Source organism: Achromobacter pulmonis (assembly GCF_902859765.1).
GTDB classification, from domain to species: Bacteria; Pseudomonadota; Gammaproteobacteria; order Burkholderiales; family Burkholderiaceae_B; genus Achromobacter; species Achromobacter pulmonis.
Window position 1 is genome coordinate 60,291 of record NZ_CADIJV010000003.1, and the last position, 15,469, is coordinate 75,759.

Annotated in this window: 17 protein-coding genes; 6 read left to right on the top strand and 11 right to left on the bottom strand. The window is 70.7% G+C overall.

Annotated features, from left to right (window positions below):
- Window positions 1-24: 24 nt before the first annotated feature.
- Genes HV701_RS03605 through HV701_RS03655 form a run of 11 tightly spaced genes read right to left on the bottom strand, consistent with a single transcriptional unit; the run spans window position 25 to window position 9,355 of the window.
- Window positions 25-2,352: an MMPL family transporter gene (locus HV701_RS03605; protein ID WP_175131715.1), complete on the bottom strand. Its 2,328-nt coding sequence runs from the start codon at window positions 2,350-2,352 to the stop codon at window positions 25-27.
- Window positions 2,336-2,932: an outer membrane lipoprotein carrier protein LolA gene (locus HV701_RS03610; protein ID WP_175131716.1), complete on the bottom strand. Its 597-nt coding sequence runs from the start codon at window positions 2,930-2,932 to the stop codon at window positions 2,336-2,338. Before HV701_RS03610 ends, HV701_RS03605 begins: the two co-directional genes overlap by 17 nt.
- On the bottom strand, window positions 2,929-3,372 hold the full coding sequence (locus tag HV701_RS03615) for an acyl-CoA thioesterase (protein ID WP_175131717.1): 444 nt from the start codon (window positions 3,370-3,372) through the stop codon (window positions 2,929-2,931). Before HV701_RS03615 ends, HV701_RS03610 begins: the two co-directional genes overlap by 4 nt.
- Window positions 3,365-4,288 (bottom strand): LpxL/LpxP family acyltransferase, encoded by a 924-nt coding sequence (locus HV701_RS03620; protein ID WP_175131718.1) that lies wholly within the window; start codon window positions 4,286-4,288, stop codon window positions 3,365-3,367. Before HV701_RS03620 ends, HV701_RS03615 begins: the two co-directional genes overlap by 8 nt.
- Window positions 4,285-5,037 (bottom strand): glycosyltransferase family 2 protein, encoded by a 753-nt coding sequence (locus tag HV701_RS03625; RefSeq protein ID WP_175131719.1) that lies wholly within the window; start codon window positions 5,035-5,037, stop codon window positions 4,285-4,287. The genes HV701_RS03620 and HV701_RS03625 overlap by 4 nt, the downstream gene beginning before the upstream one ends.
- Window positions 5,024-6,724 (bottom strand): ApeI family dehydratase, encoded by a 1,701-nt coding sequence (locus tag HV701_RS03630; protein WP_175131720.1) that lies wholly within the window; start codon window positions 6,722-6,724, stop codon window positions 5,024-5,026. Before HV701_RS03630 ends, HV701_RS03625 begins: the two co-directional genes overlap by 14 nt.
- A 3-nt stretch (window positions 6,725-6,727) precedes the next feature.
- Window positions 6,728-7,276 (bottom strand): COG4648 family protein, encoded by a 549-nt coding sequence (locus HV701_RS03635; protein WP_175131721.1) that lies wholly within the window; start codon window positions 7,274-7,276, stop codon window positions 6,728-6,730.
- Entirely contained in the window at window positions 7,273-7,530 is a 258-nt protein-coding gene (locus tag HV701_RS03640) for an acyl carrier protein (protein WP_049077956.1), read from the bottom strand. The genes HV701_RS03635 and HV701_RS03640 overlap by 4 nt, the downstream gene beginning before the upstream one ends.
- Window positions 7,531-7,546: 16 nt before the next feature.
- On the bottom strand, window positions 7,547-7,807 hold the full coding sequence (locus HV701_RS03645; protein ID WP_175131722.1) for a phosphopantetheine-binding protein: 261 nt from the start codon (window positions 7,805-7,807) through the stop codon (window positions 7,547-7,549).
- Window positions 7,788-8,687 (bottom strand): lysophospholipid acyltransferase family protein, encoded by a 900-nt coding sequence (locus HV701_RS03650; RefSeq protein WP_175131723.1) that lies wholly within the window; start codon window positions 8,685-8,687, stop codon window positions 7,788-7,790. The genes HV701_RS03645 and HV701_RS03650 overlap by 20 nt, the downstream gene beginning before the upstream one ends.
- The gene (locus tag HV701_RS03655) at window positions 8,684-9,355 is read right to left on the bottom strand and encodes a beta-ketoacyl synthase chain length factor (protein WP_254595098.1); all 672 of its coding nucleotides are present in this window, start codon (window positions 9,353-9,355) and stop codon (window positions 8,684-8,686) included. The genes HV701_RS03650 and HV701_RS03655 overlap by 4 nt, the downstream gene beginning before the upstream one ends.
- Window positions 9,356-9,533: 178 nt before the next feature.
- Between HV701_RS03655 and HV701_RS03660 the strand changes: the two genes are divergently transcribed.
- The 6 genes from HV701_RS03660 (at window position 9,534) to HV701_RS03685 (ending at window position 15,398) form a co-directional block, all read left to right on the top strand.
- Window positions 9,534-10,175 carry a 4'-phosphopantetheinyl transferase family protein gene (locus HV701_RS03660; RefSeq protein ID WP_254595099.1) on the top strand — a complete coding sequence of 214 codons (642 nt, stop codon included), beginning with the start codon at window positions 9,534-9,536 and terminating at the stop codon, window positions 10,173-10,175.
- 108 nt (window positions 10,176-10,283) lie between these two features.
- A complete protein-coding gene (gene hmpA, locus HV701_RS03665; protein WP_175131726.1) occupies window positions 10,284-11,498 on the top strand; it encodes an NO-inducible flavohemoprotein in 1,215 nt (404 codons plus the stop codon).
- A gap of 59 nt (window positions 11,499-11,557) precedes the next feature.
- A complete protein-coding gene (locus tag HV701_RS03670) occupies window positions 11,558-11,995 on the top strand; it encodes an Rrf2 family transcriptional regulator (RefSeq protein ID WP_175131727.1) in 438 nt (145 codons plus the stop codon).
- 142 nt (window positions 11,996-12,137) lie between these two features.
- Complete coding sequence (locus tag HV701_RS03675; RefSeq protein WP_175131728.1) at window positions 12,138-13,385, top strand: D-amino acid dehydrogenase; 1,248 nt, start codon at window positions 12,138-12,140, stop codon at window positions 13,383-13,385.
- A gap of 150 nt (window positions 13,386-13,535) precedes the next feature.
- A complete protein-coding gene (locus tag HV701_RS03680) occupies window positions 13,536-14,450 on the top strand; it encodes a DMT family transporter (RefSeq protein ID WP_175131729.1) in 915 nt (304 codons plus the stop codon).
- Between the two features lie 129 nt (window positions 14,451-14,579).
- Entirely contained in the window at window positions 14,580-15,398 is an 819-nt protein-coding gene (locus HV701_RS03685; protein ID WP_175131730.1) for a helix-turn-helix transcriptional regulator, read from the top strand.
- Window positions 15,399-15,469 lie beyond the last annotated feature (71 nt).

The following is a 15,469-nucleotide window of genomic DNA, read 5'->3' on the forward strand; positions in this document are numbered from 1 at the left end:
AATGATCAATCGCAAGACAAGAACTCAGGCCTGGCGCGGCGGCCGGATCCAGGGCGCCCACAGCAGGGAAAAGCCCACGCCCAGCGCCACCGCCATGCCGAAGTTGGCGATGGCCGGCGTGTGGCTGGCGGCCAGCAGGCCGAAAGACAGCAGGGTGGTGAGCGCGCCCAGCACGATGCCCACCAGGCTGGCCGCCGCGCCGGCGACCCGCTCGTACATGAAGATGGCGTAGTCCACGCCGATGGCCGACACCAGCAGCAGACCGAACAGGCTGAACAGCGTCAGCGGCTGACCCAGGTAGCCCAGCGCCGCCAGGCTGCATGCGGTGGCCGCCAGCGGCACCGCCAGGATGCGCCAGGCGGCCGCGCGCCCCAATGTCAGGCACAACAGCGCGGCGGCCACGATGTACGACAGCAGCTTGAGTTCGGCGGCCTCGATGCGGGTGGCGGTAAACATGCGGTTCAATTCGCCGCTGCGATCCACCAGCGTGACGCCGGGCGCGGTTTGCGCAATGGCGGCCAACGCAGCGGGATCGCGCAGGCCCTGCAGCGTGATCATGCCGGCCGCTTCGCCGTCGTGCTGGCCCAGCCACAGGCCGCGCCAGCGCTCGCCGGCCTGCCCCTGCACGGCGGCGTCGATGGTGACCGCGGGCAGCACCGCCAGCGCCAGCAATTCGCGCCGAAGCGCGTCGAAAGGCACGCCGATGTCGGTGAGGGCGCGCCAGGCCGCGGGCCGCGTGGCCAGGTCGCCAAGCGCGGCGGCCAGGTCACGCTGGTCGGCCTGCGGCGTCACGCGTTGGCTCAGGGCGTCATAGGTTTGCAGCGTGCCCGCCGCGACCAGCGTGTCCAGGGCTTGGCCGACGCGCGCCTGGCGGCGCAGCAGTTCGTCCGCGTCGGGCGCGCGCACCAGGAAGAACTGGCTGGTCGGCGTGATGCCGGTGATCTCGCCGATCTGGCGCGCCTGCTGCAGCAGCGGCGCCGGCAGGCTGAGCCATTGGCGCAGGTCGTCCTGGACGTTGAGCCGGCCGATGCCGCCGACGGTGATGGCCGCCAGCAGCAGGCCGCCGATGCCCAGGGCCAGGCGGCGGTCTGCCAGCCGCTCGCGCGCGCGCAGCGCGGCCTCGGCGCAGCGCAGCAGCGGCGGCCAGGGGCGCGGATGGAAGCGCGCCATCCAGGCTGGCAACTGGCACACGGTGCAGGCATAGGCGGCGAGCAGGCCGGCGGCGGAAAACACCGCCGTTTGCGTCAGGGCGGGAAAGGGCGTGAACGCCAGCGCGACATAGCCGACCAGGCTGGCGGCCAGGCTGATGGTCAGGCCGGGCAGCACGCGGCGCATGGCGGGCCAGGCACGCCAGTCGGGCATGCCGTAGCTCTTGCCCAGCCAATGCAGGGGGAAGTCGACCGCGACGCCGATCAGGCTGGCGCCGATCACCAGCGTCAACACATGGATGGACCCGAACACCGCGACGCAGGCGACCGTGCCGGCCAGCAGGCCGACGGCCACCGGCGCCAGCGCCAGCAGGGCGCGCCAGCGGCGCAGCGCCAGCAGCAACACCAGGACGATGCCGGCCATTGCGAGGCCGCCGATCCAGCCGCTTTCGGCCACCGCCTGACTGCGGCCCGCGGCGGCGTAGAGCGGGCCGCCCGCCACCAGCAGGTCGGCGCCGATGGCCGCCAGGGCGGGGCGGTCGCTGGCGATCTGGGCGGCGATGCGTGCCGGCGCGGCGCTGTCGAATGCGTCGTCGCGCGTGGTGGCGCGCACCAGCACCCAGGCGCGGCCGTCGTGCTCGGCCAGCAGCGTGCCGCTGTCCAGGTCATACCGCACGGCGCCGCCGGGACGCAGCGCCTGCTCGGCCAGCCGGGCCAGGCCCAGCAGGTCCTGGTCGACCGGCACTACGCCGGACGAGGAGAATGGATCGACCAGCTCGCGCGCGCGGCGCTGGGCGTAGGCGGCGGGATCGGCCAGCAATTGCCGGCGCTGCGCCGCCGGCAGCAAGGCCAGGCGATTGGCCAGCAGGCGGGCGCGCAGATCGGCCAGGTCGATGCCGATATCGACCTGCACCGTTGCAAACAGGCCGCTGAGCTGCCAGCGCTGCGCCAACTGGCGCGCGGCGGCCGCGCTGTCGCCGCCGGCCGGGGCCGCGACCAGTGCGATCAGTTGGCGGCTGAGCGGCTCCTGGACCCGGGCCTCGGCCAATTGCCGGGTGGCGTCGGCGCGCGCCTGCGGCACCAGTTCCATCAGGTTGGCCGATACCGGCCAGCCATCGCGGCACTGCCAGGCGCCCAGGCCCAACAACAGCAGCAGCCCGAGCTTGAACAAGCGCGGCAGCCAGCGTTCAATCGGCGAAGGCACGTTGCTCCTCCGGCGTCAGCGCGTCGGCCGCGGCGGCGTCGGTCATCTGCAGCACGCTGCGGTCGCCCTGGACTTCGCGCATTTCGATGCGGTCGACCAGCTTGCCGCCATTGATCTGGATGTTCTCGAAGATCTGGCGCAGCAGCACCGAACGCGGCAGCAGGGTCAGTTGCCAGGCCTCGGGGCCGCCCGACAGGCTCAGGTCGAAGTTCGCGCGCAGGCCGCTGGTGTCGCCTGCCAGCACCGACAGGAACAGACGGTTCTCGCGGCCGGCGCCGGTGTGTTGCGGCAGCGCCTGCCAGGCGCCGTCGGGGCCGCGGCGGGCGATGCCGTCGGCGCTGATGCGCAGATCCTGGGCGATGGGGCTGCGCAGCAGCCACAGCAGGCCGTGGCCGGCGGCCAGGGTGAAATCGCCGCGGCTGGTCAGCGGTTGCGGCAGCGAGCGCAGGAATTTCTGCTGCACGAAATGGCCGCGCACGATCGGCGCGGCGCGCAGCTGCTGTTGCAGGTCGTCGAGGTCGAAGGCCCGCGCGCTCCAGGGCAGGATTGCCAGGGCCAGGCAGATCAGCAGGCGTTTCATGCGGCCGTCTCCGTGGCGTCGAGCTTGCGCCGCACCGCGTCCAGCAGGACGGGCGGCGAGGCCAGTTGCATTTCGCGGGTCTGCATGCAGACCGCCACCTGCACCGAACTGGCGCGCGTCAGGCGCTGGCCGCTGGCGGCCTCGCTGATGAGGTAGTTGATCTTGAGGCGGTTTTCCCATTCCACCAATTCGGCCCGCACCAGCAGGCGCTGGCCGAACTGCGCCGCCTGCGCGTAGCGCAGTTGCAGGTCGATCACCGGCCAGACGTAGCCGCTGGCGCGCATCGCGTCATAGCCGTAGCCCAGGCTGTCGAGCAGCGCGCAGCGGGCTTCCTCCAGATATTTGACATAGTGGCCGTGCCAGACGACGTTGATGGAATCGACGTCGTAGAAGGGCACGCGGATCTCGACTTGCGCGCCAAGCGCGCCGCGTTTACGCATCGTCTTTCCAGAAAGGGTAGAAGTTGAACCATTGCAGCGGCGCCTGGCGGCAATGCGCGCCGAGGCGGTCGGCATAGCGCTGGGTCCAGAGCGCGATCTGCGCCTGGCGCGTGGCGCGGCTCCATTCGATGGCGTCGCTCAGGCGCGCTATCGAGACGCGGTAGCGCGCGCCCTGGCGGGTGCAGAACAGCAGGTTGACCGGGCAGCGCAGCAGGCCCGCCAGCAGCCACGGCCCTTGCGGCAACAGGGCGGGTTCGCCCAGCAACGCGACTTCGGTGCTGCGGTCGCCCTTGAGCGGCACGCGGTCGCCGGCAATGGCCAGCCATTCGCCGCGCTCCAGGCGCTGGGCCAGGTCGAGCATGACCCCGGCATCCAGTTCGCTGACCTGGATCATGCGCAGGCCACCGCCGGCCTCCTCGAGCAGGCGGCCGAACTGTGCGGCGTGCTTGGTGTGCACCAGCACGTTCAGCCTGAGCAGGCCGGATTGCTCGGCCAGGGCGCGGCAGACCTCGATATTGCCCAGGTGCGAGCCCACCAGAATCTGGCCGCGGCCGCTGCCCATCTGCCGGTGCAGGCCGTCGGGGTCGTCGATGTCCAGGTCCGCCAGCGTGATCTTGCCCTGCCAGACGTCGAGCTTGTCCAGCAACGCCTGCGCGAATGCCAGGTACTGGCGGTAGACCGGAAACGAGCGCGGCAGCGGGGCGGCCAGGCCGCCGGCGCGCGCCAGCCGGCGCTGGTAGGCGCCGATGGCGCGCCGGGCGCGCGGGCCGGACACATAGAAATACAGCACCACCAGCCAGACCACTGGCGCCACCGCGCGGCGGCCGACGCGGCGCGCGGCCCAGGCGGTCAGGCGCAGCAACAGGGGGCTGCCGCGCTCGGGCTGGTCGGCCCAGTGCGAGTCGGCCGCGCTCATGGCCGGGTACCCGCGCTGAGGCGGCGCAGCAGCAGCGCCGGCGAGCGCGCCAGCATGCCGAAGAACAGGCGCGCGTGCATGCGGCTGATCAGCAGGTTGTCGCGCAGCGCCTTGAAATGCGAGACGCCGCCTTCCGGGTAGACCACGCGCGTGGGCAGCCAGGCCATGGGCACGCCGCGCCAGTGCAGGCGCACCAGGACGGCGATGTCGAAGTCCATGCGCTGGCCCACTTGGGTGGCGTCGATCACCCGCAGCACCGGTGCGAGCGGATAGACGCGAAAGCCGCACATGGCATCCGGGATGTCGAGCGACAGCGTGTTGATCCAGACCCACACGCGCGTCAGCCAGCGGCCGTAGAGGCGGCTGCGCGGCACGTCGTCGCCGTATAGCGGCGCGCCGCAGATGACCGCCTCGGGCCGCGCCCGCGAGGCCTGCGCGAAAGCGGCGGCATCGTCCAGCGCGTGCTGGCCGTCGGCGTCGATCTGCAGCGCGTGGCTGTAGCCCAGGCCGCGCGCGGCGCGCAGGCCATCCTGCACCGCCGCGCCCTTGCCGCCGTTGGCGGCGCGGCGCACCAGATGCGTGTGCGGCAATGCGGCCAGCGTGTCGAGCACGGCGGCGCAATCGGCGGCCGAGCCGTCGTCGACCAGCACGCAGGGCAGGCCCAGCGCCGCCAGCCGGGCATGCACCGCGGCCACGGTGGCGCCGTGGTTGTAGACGGGGATGACCGCGCAGAGCTTATGCGGCGCCATCGTGGTCTCCGTGCGGCACGCGGCCGGACGAGCAGGGCGCGTCCCCGAGGGTGTAGCTGAAATACAGTTTGCGCTTGCCGGCATCCCAGCGCAGCGCCAGTTCGGCCACGTCGCCGGGGCGCAGCAGCCGCTGGAACTTCAGCGCCTCCATGCCGGCAAAGCGCAGGGCCGGCAGCAGGTCGCGTTGCGCCAGCGCCAGCGCCCAGCCGATCTGTGCCACGCCGGGTACCACCGGCGCAGTGGGGAAATGGCCGGCGAAGTAGGCCAGGTCGCAGGGGATTTCCATGCGGTAGCGGCGCTCGCTGGCGCTGGCGGCCGGCAGCGGCTCGGCCATGGGCTGCACCGGACGCGGACCGGCGGCCGTTTCGAAATCGGCCTGGGTCATCTTGCCCTGGCTGTTCCAGGGCAACTGGCGCGACAGCCGCCAGCCGCGCGGGATCGCCAGCGACTCGAAGCCGGCCGCCAGGTGCTGGCGCAGCGCATCGACCACGGCGCGCCGGCCCTGGTTGCGCAGCGCGTGCAGGCCCGTGGCATTCAGCGCCACCAGCGCGGTCAGGCGGGTGGCGCCAGCGGCGCGGCCGACGCGGGCCTCGGCCACGTAGGCATGGCGCGCCAGCGCCTGTTCCAACATGGGCAGGGCGATACGCTTTTCCTCGATCTTGACGATGCGGTCCTGCCGGCCCAGCAACTGGAAGCGGCCGCCGCACAGTTCGGCGCCGTCGGCGGTCTGCGCGTCGGCGGCCTCGACCCAGGGCGAATCCACGCGCAGCGCGCCATGCCCGTCCAGACCGACCACCACGCCGGGCAGGGGCTGCCACAGGTCAGCGCCGCTGCGCCAGGCCACGGCGCCGGTCTCGGAGCTGCCGTAGATCTCGGTGGGGCGCAGGCCGAGGTGGCGCGCGATGTCGTCGGACACCTCGGGCGGCAGCGCGCCGCCCGATGAAAAGACGCGGCCGAGCCTGCCGCGCAGTTGCGCCCAGTCGAGCCGGTCGCCCAGGCGGCGCAGCAGCGCCGGGCTGGCGATCCAGGTGAAGGCCGGATGGCGCAGGCTGGCCTGCTGCAGGTCCTCGGGGTAGAGCCGCTGGCGTCGGTCGAACGGACGCCCGGCGCACAGCGGCCACAGCACCCGGAACGGCAGGCCGTACATGTGCTGGGCCGAGACGCTGCCGAGCACGGGGCCGGCGGCGTCCGGCCATTGCGCTTGCAGCGCCTGCACTTCGCGCGCCAGTTGGCCCCAGCGCTTGGCGATGTGCTTGGGCGTGCCGCTGGAGCCGGAAGTGCACAGCACCAGCGCCTGTTCCGGATCGAGCGTCGCGGGCGCCAGCGGCGGCGCATCGCGCAGCGCGTCCAGCCGCCAGCGCGGGCGGGGGGTGGGTGGCAGGTCGGTGTCGGTGAGCCAGGCGTCGATGTCGGCGTCGAGCAGGGCGCAGGTGTCGGGGCGCGCGTCGCCCGGCAGGATCGCGGTCACGCCGGCGCGCCAGCAGGCGCACAGGGCGATGGCGAGGGCGGCGGCGTCGTCGAACCACAGCGCGACCCGTTGCGTGGCGCGCGCCTGCAGCGCGCCGGCGGTGGCCAGGCAATGTGCGGCGAAATCGGCGTGCGTGAGCGCGGGGTCGACGGCAACGGGCGCGTCGTCGGCGCCGGGGGCACGCGGCAATAGCAGGTGCGTCAGGTCGGTCCAGGTCACTGCTCAGGCCGCCTTTGCCGCGGCCGGCCGCAGCAGCCATTCGCCCGCCATCAATACGCCCATCAGCAGGTAGCTGATGGCGCCGTTGTAGGCGGTCCACCAGTTCCAGGGGCCCCAGGCGGCCAGCGCCGCGGCGATGGCGCCGTTGATGGCGAAGAAGCCGCACCACACGCGCGTGACGCGGCGCGTATAGCGCACGCCGGCGGCCGGCAGGTCGGGATGGCGCAGGCGCGCCAACTGTTCGATGACGGGCCGGCCGCGATACAGGCTGGCGCCGAAGATGGCCAGCAGCATGGCGTTGACCATCACGGGATACCAGCGCAGCCAGTCGCTCGAATTGGACACCGCCAGCACCAGGCAGAACGCTACCGCGGTCAGCGGCAGCAGGCGCGCGCCGGGCTGACCGTCGCGGCCGGCCAGCCCGCGCGCCAGCCACAGCACGGCCAGCGGCAGCGCCAGCCAGGCCGCGCTGACCCGCCCCAGCGTCGCGTACACGACGAAGGGATAGGCCAGGCCGGCCACGGCCAGCGCGGGCGCCAGGCCGCGTTTCATGCGCCGGCGTCCTGCTGCTTCTGGCACATGGCCTGCACCACGTCCTCGACGGTGCGCACGCTGCGGAAATCGTTGGCGTCGAGCTTGCGGCCGGTCTGGCGGCGCACGTGGTCGATCAGGTCGATGGCGTCGATGCTGTCGATTTCCAGATCGGTGTACAGGTTGGCCTCGGGGGTGATGCGTTCGGGTTCGATCTCGAACAATTCGCTCAGGGTGTCGCGCAGCGTGTTGAAGATTTCATCGCGGGTCTGCATGGTCAACTCCATTGCCTCAGTTGCGGCGCTGGGCCGCGACGAATCCGGCCAGGTTGGCGATGCTGGCGAAGTGCTCGCGCATGTTGCGCGTCTCGGGGTCGATGGTGATGCCGTAGCGCTTTTGCAGCGCCAGCCCCAGTTCAAGCGCATCGACCGAGTCCAGGCCCAGTCCGTCGCCGAACAGGCTGGCCTCGCGGTCGATGTCGTCGGGGGTGATGTCTTCCAGCCCCAGGGATTCGATGACGAGCGTCTTGAGCTCAGTTTCCAGTTGATTCATCCAGCGTGGACTCCACTTGCGGCGCGCATCGCGCGTGTTCGTTGTCGGGCCCGGCGACGGGCCCCGGGGCGCCGGCCGCCGCATCTCGCGTCAGCTCGGCATCGAAATAGGCATGCAGGTAATCGTTCATCTTGCGGCCGGCGATCGGCAGCGGGTGCGCATTGGACCACGTCGCCGGGTCGATGTCCGCGCCGACCTCGATGACGTAGCGCATGCGGCAGGGCGGAATGCGGTACCAGGGCTCGCCCTTGGTCAGGCTGCGCGGGTTCATGCGGATGACCACCGGGGTCACCATGCGCGCGCCGCGCAGCGCGATGGCGCAGGCGCCGCGGTGAAAGCGCGGCATGCTGTCGGGCGGCGTGCGCGTGCCTTCCGGGAACACGATCAGCGTTTCGCCATTGCGCAGCACGTCGGCGGCGCGGTCGAACATGTCGAAGCTCTCGTCGTTGGTGATGTAGCCGGCGTTGCTGACCGGCCCGCGCGTGAACGGATTGCGGGCCAGGCCGTGCTTGACGATGCAGTTGGCGTTCTTGACGTGGCCCACCAGGAACACCACGTCCAGCAGCGACGGGTGGTTGGCCAGGATCATCTGGCCGGGCCGGCCCAGGCGCTCGGCGCCCTTGAAGTCCACCGTCAGGATGCCGACGCGCACCATGAAGCGGATGAAGAAACGGAAGGTGCCGTTCAGCGCCCAGCGGGCACGCCGCTGGCGGTCGGCGGCGTTACCCGGGATCAGGCGCTGGGGCGGAAACACCAGCAGGCGCAGCAGCAGGCCGCCGACACCGAACATGGTGAAGGCCATGCCGGTGGCGACCAGGCGCCATAGCCAGAAGTCCTGGCGGGCCTGGGGGGCGGCAGGGGTGGGGCTGGTGGGCGTCATGCCGTGCGGGTCCAGAGCCAGTGGCGGGCGGGGTTGGCGTGCCGCCAGCTGGGGGTTTGCAGATGGAGGTGGCGCAGCAGGTTGAGCGCGTGCGGCCAGGGCGGCGGGGCGGCGTCGGCGCACGGCGCGGCTTCGAGCCGCCAGTCGGTGCCGGCGCGCAGGCGGAAAGCCGCCGCATAGGAAAAGGGCACGTCGTCGATCCAGCGCGAGTAGGGCGCGGGAGGCCGTTCTTCGGCCAGTACCACCAGGACGTTGTCGTGGCCTTCGGCCAGCAGCAGGCCGGCTTCGATGAAGGCGTGTTCCAATCCGTCGTCCTCGGCCGAGAGCGCGACGGATTCGGTGGTTTCACGGCGTATGATCGACCACTGCCCGGCAATGGCGTTGTGCACCGACAGGCCGAACGCGGTGGGCGACAGCGCCTCGCTGGCCGCCAAGGCCTGCAGCAGGCCGAAGTTGCGCGTGGTTTCGCCATGGCGCGACGCGAACACCAGCGGCATCGGGGGGTGATCGTGAGCGACCGGCCAAGCGCATTCGAACGCGGCGCGCGCCAGCGGACTGAGGCGGCGACGCTGCATCGGGGGCAGGAATTCGAGGCGCGGCGGGCTGGGTTCTCCAACGGGACAATAAGGATGTTCAGCCCAGTGCAACCAGCTGCTCGTGTCTTGCATACCCGATGTCCAACCCTGCCATTGCGCAATGGAGAAGGTCAGCATAGCGCGCGATCTTACACCGATCGCAAATCTGTTAATTGTTTTTGGGCGTTACCAAAGCCGTAAAAACGCCTGATATTTTACATTCTGTCTTGATAAATTGTTACGTAGTTGCATGGAATTTCAGGAACTTTCCTTGTGGTGGGCTGACAAAGGCGCCGCCGAGCGCTATCGGCCGGAGCTGCTCTCGCCTGAAGATGCGCGCCGCGCCGCGGCCTTGCGCTCGGCCAGGGCGCGCGACGACTGGCGGGTCAGCCGCGCGCTGCTGCAACGTGTGCGGGCGGACCAGATGAACGGGGCCTGCGCCCTGTCCCTCAGCCATAGTGGCGGCCATGCCCTGTGCGCGCGGGCGCCGGCCGGCTGGGAGGTGGGCGTGGATCTGGAACGGCTGCGGCTGCGCGATACCGCCGCGTTGGCCGCCTGGGTCTGCGATGGCGCCGAGCGCGTCTGGTTGGCCCGGGCCGCAGCGCAACGGCGGCTGGAGCGCTTTTACCTGCTCTGGACCCTAAAGGAAGCTTTCGTCAAGGCGGCCGGGCTGGATTTTCCGGCCGACATGGCATCGGTCGGCCTGACGCCGGGGGCGGCGGGCCGGCTGCTGTTGCGTCCGCCGCCGGGGCGCTGGCAGGCGAGCGCGTGGGCGCTCGGGGAAGACTGGGTGATGGCGGCGGTGTGGCGCGGCCCGGACGCGGCGCGGGGGCGGATCGACTGGCGCGCGGTGGCGCCCGGCGCCTGGCCGACACGCCGGCTGCTGGGTCAATGGACGGGGCGCGGCGGCTGAGGGCGGGGCGGGTTTTGTGCAACGCATTTAAACATGTATTATTAATGCATGTTTAAAAAGGAGGCCTGGCAACGGTGCCGGCGCCCTCCGCAGCGCAAGGAGCAGTCGATGTTGAGCCCGCAAATCCGCGACCTGGTCAAAGCCACGGCGCCGGTCCTGAAAACCCATGGCGTGGCCCTGACCCGTCATTTCTATGCCCGCATGTTCGAAAGCAATCCGGAACTCAGGCATGTGTTCAACCAGGGCCACCAAGCGGGCGGTGAGCAGCAGCAGGCCCTGGCCGGCGCGGTCGCGGCCTACGCCGAACACATCGACGACCCTTCGGTGCTGGCGCCGGTGGTGGCGCGCATCGTCCACAAGCACGTCAGCCTGGGCATCCGTCCCGAGCATTACCCCATTGTGGGCAAGCATCTGCTGGCCTCGATCCGCGAGGTGCTGGGCGCGGCCGCGACCGACGCGCTGGTGGACGCCTGGGCCGCCGCCTACGGCCAACTGGCTGACATGCTGATCGCCGAAGAGGCGCGGCTGTATGCCGATTCGGCCGCCAAGCCGGGCGGCTGGACCGGCTGGCGCGCCTTCCGCGTGGTCGGCAAGCAGCCCGAAAGCGCCGAGATCACCTCGTTCTACCTGGCGCCGGCCGATGGCGGCGCGGTGCCGGCCTATCGTCCGGGCCAGTATGTGTCGGTGCGCGTGTACGTGCCCGAACTGGGCCTGATGCAGCCGCGCCAGTACAGCCTGTCGGACGCGCCGGGCCAGGACCGGCTGCGGATTTCGGTCAAGCGCGAGGCGGCGGGCGCGCAGGGTCCGGCCGGCCGTGTCTCCAACGCCCTGCACGATTGCCTGCAGGAGGGCGGGGTGCTGGACGTGGCGCCGCCGCAGGGCGATTTCCACCTGCGCGACGGCGCCGCGCCCGTGGTGCTGCTCAGCGGCGGAGTCGGGCTGACCCCCATGGTCTCCATCCTGAACCATCTGGTGGCGACCGACGATCCGCGCCAGATCCGCTTCGTGCATGGCTGTCGCAACCACGCGGTCCATGCCATGAAAGACCACGTCAACGCCATTGCCGCGGTGCGCGCCAATGTGCGCAAGGCGGTGTTCTACGAAGAGGTCGGGCCGGGCGACCAGCGCGGCCGCGATTACGACCACGCCGGCCGGGTGGACCTGTGCGCCATCCGCGAGCAGGCGCTGGTGCCGGGCGCCGACTACTACCTGTGCGGCCCGGCCGGTTTCATGCGCGCCCAGCGCCAGGCGCTGGCCGATCTGGGCGTGGCCGCGGACCGCATCCATGCCGAGGCGTTCGGCAGTGGCGGGGCGCCGGCCTGAGCGGTGTATCCTGGCGGCCTGTTCCTTCCCGGGGCGCCGGGGATTTTTCCAGCCCGACCATGCAACTGACCCGATTCGCCGACTTCGGCCTGCGCGTCCTGATGTACCTGACGCAATGCCGCGACCGGCCCGCGGCGGTCACCATTCCGGAGATCGCCACGCGCTTCGACCTGTCGCGCAACCACCTGGTCAAGGTGGTGCATTTCATGTCGCAGCGCGGTTGGGTCAGCACGGCGCGAGGCAAGGGCGGGGGCCTGGCGCTGGCGCGCCCGGCCGCCGAATACCGCTTGGGCGACCTGGTGCGCGAGCTGGAGCAGCAAGGGCCGCTGATCGATTGCCAAGAGCCGCCCTGTGCGCTGGACGGCGCCTGCCGCCTGGCGGGCGTGCTGGCGCAGACCCTGCAGGCGTTCTACGACGCGCTCAACGGCTACTCCCTGGCCGATCTGGTGCGCGATCCCACTGCCGCCGCCCTCATCAAGCTGCACCGCGCCGCCTGAGAGCGCCGCCGGCCGTTTTTTGCGGGGCACGCGCGCGGGGCCATGAGGCCGGGTTATGGGTGCTGGGGGTTTGGTGATTTGCGGTCATCCGTCCCCCGCTTCAGAATAAGACCGTTGCCATTTTCTTATTTGGATGCAGGATATGCGCGTGTGCGTAATCGGGGCAGGGGTCGTCGGCGTGACCTCTGCTTACTTCCTGGCACGCCAGGGCCATGACGTCGTGCTGGTCGACAGCCACGCCCATCCGGCCGAAGTGTCGAGCTATGCCAATGGCGGCCAGCTCAGCTACAGCTATGTCGCGCCGCTGGCCGGGCCTGGCGTGCTGTCGAGTGTGCCGGGCTGGCTGCTGCGCGAGGACTCGCCGTTGCGTTTCCGGCCGCGGCTGGATCCGCACCAGTGGCGCTGGTGCCTGCGCTTCGCTTTGGCCTGCCGGGCGTCGGTGGCGCGCGAATCCACTGCGCAGTTGCAGGCGCTGTCGTTCCTCAGCCGCGATGCGATGCACGCGCTGCTGGAGCAGGAAAACCTGGAATTCGGCCACCTCAAGAATGGCAAGCTGATCGCCTACCGCAGCGCGGCCTTGCTGGACAAGGCGCGGGCCCTGGTTGCCTACCAGGCGGCCCATGGCGCCGAGCAGCAGGTGCTGGACGCCGCCCAGACACTGGCGCGCGAACCGGCCCTGGCCGGCATGGGCGCCAGCCTGGCCGGCGCCATCTACACCCCGAGCGAAGAGGCGGGCGATTGCCGCCAGTTCACGCTGGCGCTGTTCGAGCGCCTGCGCGGGCTGCCCAATGTGCAGTGCGCCATGTCCAATCCGGTGTCGGGTTTGCAGCGCGAGGGGCGCCGCATCGTCGCGGTGCATGCGCGCGATGGCGATATCGGCGCCGATGCGGTGGTGCTGGCCACCGGCATCGGCACGCGGGCGCTGTTGCGGCCGCTGGGCCACGACGTGCCGCTCTATCCGCTCAAGGGCTACAGTCTGACCGTGCCGCTGACCGAGGACGACACCGTGGCGCCACGCATCAGCGTCACCGACTATGAGCGCCGCATCGTTTACGCGCGCGTCGGCGGCGTGTTGCGGATCGCCGCCATGGTCGATATCGGCAGCGCCGACGCCGGGATCGATCCGACCCGCATCGCGTTGCTCAAGCGGCAGGTGCGCGAGGCCTTTCCGGCGCTGGACCTGGAGTCCGCGATTCCCTGGGCCGGATTGCGCCCGGCCACGCCCACCGGCAAGCCATTGATCGGACGCAGCCCGGCGGCCGACAACCTGTGGCTCAACATCGGCCAGGGCGCGCTCGGTTTCACCTTGGCCTGTGGCAGCGCCGCGTTGCTGACGGCCCAGATGGCCGGCGTGCAGGCGCCGCTGGACGCGCTGCCGTTCCGGCCCTGAGGGCGGCGCACGGGTGGTGCCCATTTCGCGATAGTCCTTGCCTGTTCATCGGGAGACGGGCGCGGGGACGCTCAATAGGATAGCGGCCATCCGCTGCCCGCGCATCGCGCGGGACGGATGGCCGATTCCCTTTCCGCGAGTGAACCCATCATGTCCTACTTGTTCCCATTGTTCGCCATTCTGTTCTGGGCGGGCAATGTCATCGTTTCCAAGATGGCCGCCAGCGCCATCTCGCCCACGGCCATCACCTTCTACCGCCTGATCCTGGCGCTGGCGATCATGGGCGTGTTCACGGCCGTGCCGGCCTGGCGCAACCGCAAGCTCATCCTGCGCCACTGGCCCAAGCTGGCGCTGTACGGGGCGCTGTCCGCGGCGCTGTTCCAGGCGCTGTCGTACCGCGCTGCCGAGACCACCACCGCCACCAACATGGCCATCCTGACGGCGCTGATACCGTTGCTGAGCATGCTGCTGAGCGTGGTCATCCTGCGCGATCCATTGACCCTCGGCATGGCGGTGGGCGGCGCGCTGTCGTTCCTGGGCCTGCTGTATCTGGTGGGGCAGGGCGACATGCTGAGCGTGTTCCAGCACGGCATCCACGTCGGCGACGGGCTGATGCTGATGGCGGCATTCTCGTACGCGTTGTACGGCGTGCTGCTGCGCCACTGGAAAGTGCCGCTGCCGGCCTGGCAGTCGACCTTCGTGCAGTCGGTTTTCGCGCTGTTGTACATGCTGCCGCTGTACCTGCGGGTGCCGGCCGCCCAGGCGGCGCTGGACATGAAGACGGTTCCGCTGATCCTGTACGCCGGCATCTTCTCGTCGGTGCTGCTGTCGTTCCTGTGGATCGAGGGCGTGCACCGCCTGGGCCCCAACCGTTGCAGCATCTTCATCAACCTGTTGCCGCTGTTCACCGCGCTGGCCGCGTTCGCGCTGCTGCGCGAGCAACTGCATTCGTACCATCTGCTGGGCGGCGCCGTGACGCTGGCCGGCGTGCTGTTGGCGCAGACGGTGCAACGGCCGCTGTTCGGCCGCGGCCGCGCCTCCGCGCTGGCCGCCGGCAAGGCGTGAGGGCGGCGTCCGCCATCATGGCGCCGGCGCGTCCGCCGCACGCGCCGGCGCGCTATTTCGGGTAGTCTGTCGCCACGGCGGCCGGCGCTGGCGACCGCCCCCCGACAGTCCTGCCCAGGCATTTTTTCGATGGCGGTTTCCCAACATATCTGGCATTGCGGCGCGAACCTGCCCGGCGACGTGCTGATTGCCGACCTGCGCGCCTATCGCTACGAGGCGCACTTCCATGACGCCTGGTCGATCGGCGCCATCGCCCGGGGGCGCTGCGCCTTCACCGTGCATGGCCGGCCGTTCGAGGCGGGCGAGGGCGACCTGGTGGTGATCGCGCCGGGGCAGGTGCACACCGGCGGCACATCGGCCGGGCTGTTGGCCTACCGCATGGCGTATATCGAGCCGGGCTGGTTCGACGACCACGCCGCCGCGCTGCGCGAGGGCGGCCTGGCGCTGCCAGGGCCGGTCATCCGCGACCCCGGCCTGTGCGCCGCGTGGCTGGCGGCGCTGGCGCCCGAGGCCATCGACGACGGCGCGCGCAGCGGCCGTCTGTCGGCGGCTCTGTTCGGCTTGCTGGCTGCTCATGGGCAGACCCCAGCCGCGTCCGGCGCGGCGCCGGCCGAGGCGACGGACGTCTGCGCATTGCTGTTGCAGCGCATGCGCGCCGATCCGGCCTGCGCGCCCGACCTGGAGGCACTGGCGCGGGCCGAGGGCCGGCATCGCAGCACGCTGGTCAAGCGGTTCGCGCGCCGTTATGGTCTGCCGCCGCTGGCCTGGCTGCGCAATTGGCGGGTGGCGCGCGCCCGTGCGCTGCTGCGCGGCGGCTTGCCGCTGGCCGAGGCGGCGTTGGCCGTGGGCTTTGCCGACCAGGCGCACCTGACGCGGGTATTCAAACAGGTCTACGGCAGCCCGCCGGCGGTGCTGCGCCGCTCGGCGAGCCGCGGCGCGGTGGTCTGACACATTCCTATAAAGCATGTAATGGGCGACGAATAATCGTTTGAATCCATGATTTCCCAAAGGTTTAATCG